General features: G+C 43.5%; 1 protein-coding gene and 2 pseudogenes. All 3 read left to right on the top strand.

Annotated elements, in window-relative coordinates; translation table 11 throughout:
• Positions 1–2737 (top strand): annotated as a pseudogene (locus ACYVRA_RS05710) (alpha-amylase); the annotation flags it as partial.
• Between the two features lie 45 nt (positions 2738–2782).
• Positions 2783–3451: a nitroreductase family protein gene (locus ACYVRA_RS05705; RefSeq protein WP_461251786.1), complete on the top strand. Its 669-nt coding sequence runs from the start codon at positions 2783–2785 to the stop codon at positions 3449–3451.
• Between the two features lie 434 nt (positions 3452–3885).
• A pseudogene (locus tag ACYVRA_RS05700) lies at positions 3886–4174 on the top strand (FibroRumin system radical SAM peptide maturase); the annotation flags it as partial.

The raw sequence follows: 4174 nt of genomic DNA, 5'->3' as shown, positions 1-4174 counted from the left end.
AACTTACAATTACAACTGCGGTAATCTTTCAGGCAGAGATGACATAACGGTACAAATTGAAGAACATTATTTTTCGCGCAGCGATGCCGCAGTCGTCTTTAAGCGGATTGACAACCGCACCGGAGAAACGCGCTACATCTACCACGGCAACGACGGCACTTCCATGCCGTGGAACGATACGGCGCAAATTGATTTTCTCAATCCCGAAGCGCGCGAAGCGGTAATCCGCACAATTGTCGGCGTGTGTCAGCAGTTCTCTATCGTGCGTTTTGACGCCGCCATGACGCTTGCGAAGCGGCACATTCAGCGGTTGTGGTATCCCGCTCCGGGAAGCGGCGGCGCGATTGCCAGCCGCGCGGAACATTCTATCACCACCGAAGAATTTAACCGCCGCATACCAAACGAGTTCTGGCGCGAAGTAGTTGACCGCTGCGCGGCTGAAGCGCCAAACACACTGCTCCTCGCCGAGGCTTTCTGGATGATGGAAGGCTACTTTGTCCGCACGCTTGGAATGCACCGCGTCTACAACTCGGCTTTTATGAATATGCTTAAAAACGAAGAAAACTCGAAGTATCGCTCGACTATCAAAAACACAATGGAATTCGATCCTGAAATTTTAAAACGCTTTGTCAATTTTATGAATAACCCCGACGAAGAAACGGCAGTCGCGCAATTCGGCAAGGGCGACAAATATTTCGGCATCTGCACATTGCTCGTAACAATGCCCGGCCTTCCCATGTTTGGGCACGGGCAAATCGAAGGCTTTGAAGAAAAATACGGAATGGAATACCGCCGCTCCTATCGTGATGAAATACCGGACGGCTACATGGTAGACCGCCATGAGCGCGAAATTTTCCCGTTGATGAAACGCCGCGCCCTTTTTTCAGGCAGCGCAAACTTCAGGATTTATGATCTTTACTGCAACGGCAGCGTCAACGAAAATGTTTTCGCTTACTCCAACCGCGCATGGATAAACGGACACAATGAAAGAACGCTGATTTTCTACAACAATTCTTATTATGAAACTTCCGGCTGGATAAAAGTAAGCGACCCCGCCATTCCTTGCGAAGGCGGAACGCGAAGGGACAGTTTAAGCGAAGCGCTTGCAATCCACGGCGAAAGCCAATACTTCACTTTGTTACGCGAACAAAAGTCGAATCTGTGGTACATCCGCTCTTCCAAGGCAATCTGCGAAAACGGATTTTTTGTCGGACTGCAAGGTTACGAGACTCAGGTTTTTCTTGATGTATATGAAGTTGAAGACAACGCTAAAGGCAGATGGGCAAGACTAAACAACGACTTGAACGGCAAAGGCGTTGCCGATCCACAGACTGCGATAAAAGATATTTTCTTGGGAGAGCTTTACTACCGCTTCATGGAAATTTTAAAACCTGAAATTATTATCAACATGAATGATTCACTGGATAAAGAATCTTATGCCGATTCGTTTAAGGACTCTCTCGACGCATTTATTAACACGGCGGTTCATTTTATTTCCGGCGCAAACGGCGCTTATGATGAATGGACGGCGAAAAACAAAAACGGCAGCAAGATTAACTTTACTGCTGTTAATAAAGAAATAATTGAAGAAGAATTTAAAGAGTTTATAAACAGATTGAAAAAACTCAAAGCCGCGTTGCAGGAATCGGCGGTTGGCAAATCGGAATCGCCGCTCTTTACACGCATCACTCAATGTAATACCAAAGGGCAGCGTCTTTATTCTGTCGCTCTCAGTTATGGACTGCTCTCGTTACTGCGCTTGATAATCGGTAAAGAAGCGGACGGAACTCACGCGGCGAGCCTCGCTTTTGACCACTGGGACTTAGGCCGCAAGATGAGGGAAATCTACCGCAGATTTGGCGCGTCCGAGGCGGAAGCATGGCGCATAACGGATGTTGCGAGGGCTGTTTTGGGCCGCACAAGTCTTAGCAGCTGGTCAAACAAAGCCGCGCCTTTCCGTGAAGAAGGAACAAAATTTGACGCCGCCGATTTTGCCGCTCTGGTTATTCAAGAAAATTATCAAAACGAAGACTTTAGGCGCATATTGGGAATCAACTTTTTTAACGATGTAGCGTGGTTTAACAAAGAGGGATTTGAAGACGCGCTTTTCTACTCGTCGGTATTTTTCATGGTAGAAAGCGACAACATAGTAAAAATCCCGATTGATGAGAGAATCGACCGCATTGCCAAAATCTACGAAGTTCTTATCAAAGCCGAAGAAAAAGCGGAATATCGTTTTGATAACCTTATCGAAATTTTAACGTCAAAACTCTCAAAAGCCAAAATAATCGCCGGAAAAGCGATAACTGCCACGAAGAAGACTGAGATAAAAGCGAAGGTGGAAGAGAAGACTGAAGTGAAGAAGACTGAACCAAAGATGGAAACGAAGGTGAAGACTGTTGCGAAGAAGGTTGAGCCAAAGACGGAAGCAAAGGTGGAGACTGTTGCAAAGAAAGTTGAGCCAAAGACGGAAGCAAAGGTGGAGACTGTTGCAAAGAAAGTTGTACCAAAAGCGAAGGCTACTGCGAAGAAAACTGAGGTAAAGGCTAAGACTGCTACGAAGAAGCCTGAAACAAAATTGAAAGCGAAGTCTGCTGTGAAAAAGACTGAACCTAAGGTGAAAACTAAGACTGTTACGAAAAAAACTGAGCCAAAAGTGAAAGCGAAGACTGTTGTGAAGAAGGCTACAACAAAAACAGTTAAGCCAAAAGCAAAAACCAGTAAAAAGAAGAAATGATGTTTAAGCGCCGGTTTTTTGGAATTTATAAAGGGGAGTAAACAAATGGACACGTTAGAAGCGATTTATTTTCGTCATTCAGTACGGAGTTATACTGATAAAGAAATTGAAGGAGAAACATTAGAGCAACTAAAGAATACCATTGACAAATGTAATTCTGAAAGCGGTTTAAATATTCAGCTCTGTTTGAACGAACCGCAGGCGTTCTCAAGTCTCATGGCAAAGTATGGAAAATTTAAGAACGCAAAAAATTATATCGCTTTGGTTGGAAAAAACGATGGTCAACTTGATGAAAAAATAGGCTATTACGGCGAAATAATTGTAATAAAAGCCCAACAGCTTGGGCTAAATACTTGTTGGGTAGCAATGACTTACAATAAAGGCAAATGTGCCGCAAAAGTAAAACCCGGGGAAAAATTATTATTGGTAATATCTGTCGGCTTTGGTGAATCAAACGGCGTTCCTCATAAAACCAAACCAATTGAAAAATTATGTACCGTTAGCGGAAATATTCCCGATTGGTTTAAAAAAGGAATTGAAGCGGTACAATTAGCCCCTACCGCAATGAACCAGCAAAAATTTTCTTTTGAGTTGAATGGAAATACGGTAAAAACTGCTTCTGGTTCGGGCTTTTATACAAAAGTCGATCTTGGCATCGCAAAATACCATTTTGAAATTGGCGCGGGAAAAAATGGTTGGGAATGGAGCAAATAGTTTTTATTAAGCAGTAGTATAAAGGTTATTCGCACGCTAGATAAAATAAGATTTATAATATATAATAAAATATTATATATCATGCTGGGGGAGACCCTGGAAGGAGGAAAACTATGTCAGCAAATAAAAATGCTTATGAAATGCTCACTGGGAGTATTTCTGTCAGTATTACTGGTTGGACCGATTGCAGCTGTGGCGGGTTTCAGTGTGGCTGCACATGCCCGCCGGGCGTATGCGGCAGCGCATGTTCATGTTCATGCGTACCAAGCCGCTGCCCGCCAGCCCCTGGAGCTTGCGGTTTTAAAAATTCACTAGATTGGTAATTTGCGGCGTCCTTATTTGAGTTGTTCGGAAACATTCCCGAACAACTCAATATTTGTTTTTTGGCGAAGTAAAAAATTGTTCTATAATCTTGATATAGAAGGAATTGCAATATGATGGTTTTATCGCGCTTTGCGCATGTTTTTGATCTAGACGATGATCACATTGCCTTGTATCACTCATTACGCATGAAACCGGTTTATCTAACAAAAACAGAATATAAAACCTTTTCAGATTTTTTACAAAGTTCAAAGATTGAAAGCTTGTCTGACTTTCCCGCGTCGCTTGCCCATATAGCGGCGGAACTTAGCGAGTGCAAGATACTCAAAAAAGATTTTGATACCGACGACACGGTTATAACATATTTCCGCTCAATGCATCCTGAACCGGCCATCAGCGGTT

The sequence above is a fragment of the Treponema sp. R8-4-B8 genome (assembly GCF_054786175.1).
Note: the sequence above shows the minus strand (reverse complement) of the source record. Positions and strands in the feature narration are given on the sequence as shown.

Coding starts and splice junctions, on each gene's coding strand:
- ACYVRA_RS05705 (WP_461251786.1), top strand. CDS start 2,783: ATGGACACGTTAGAAGCGATTTATTTTCGTCATTCAGTACGGAGTTAT.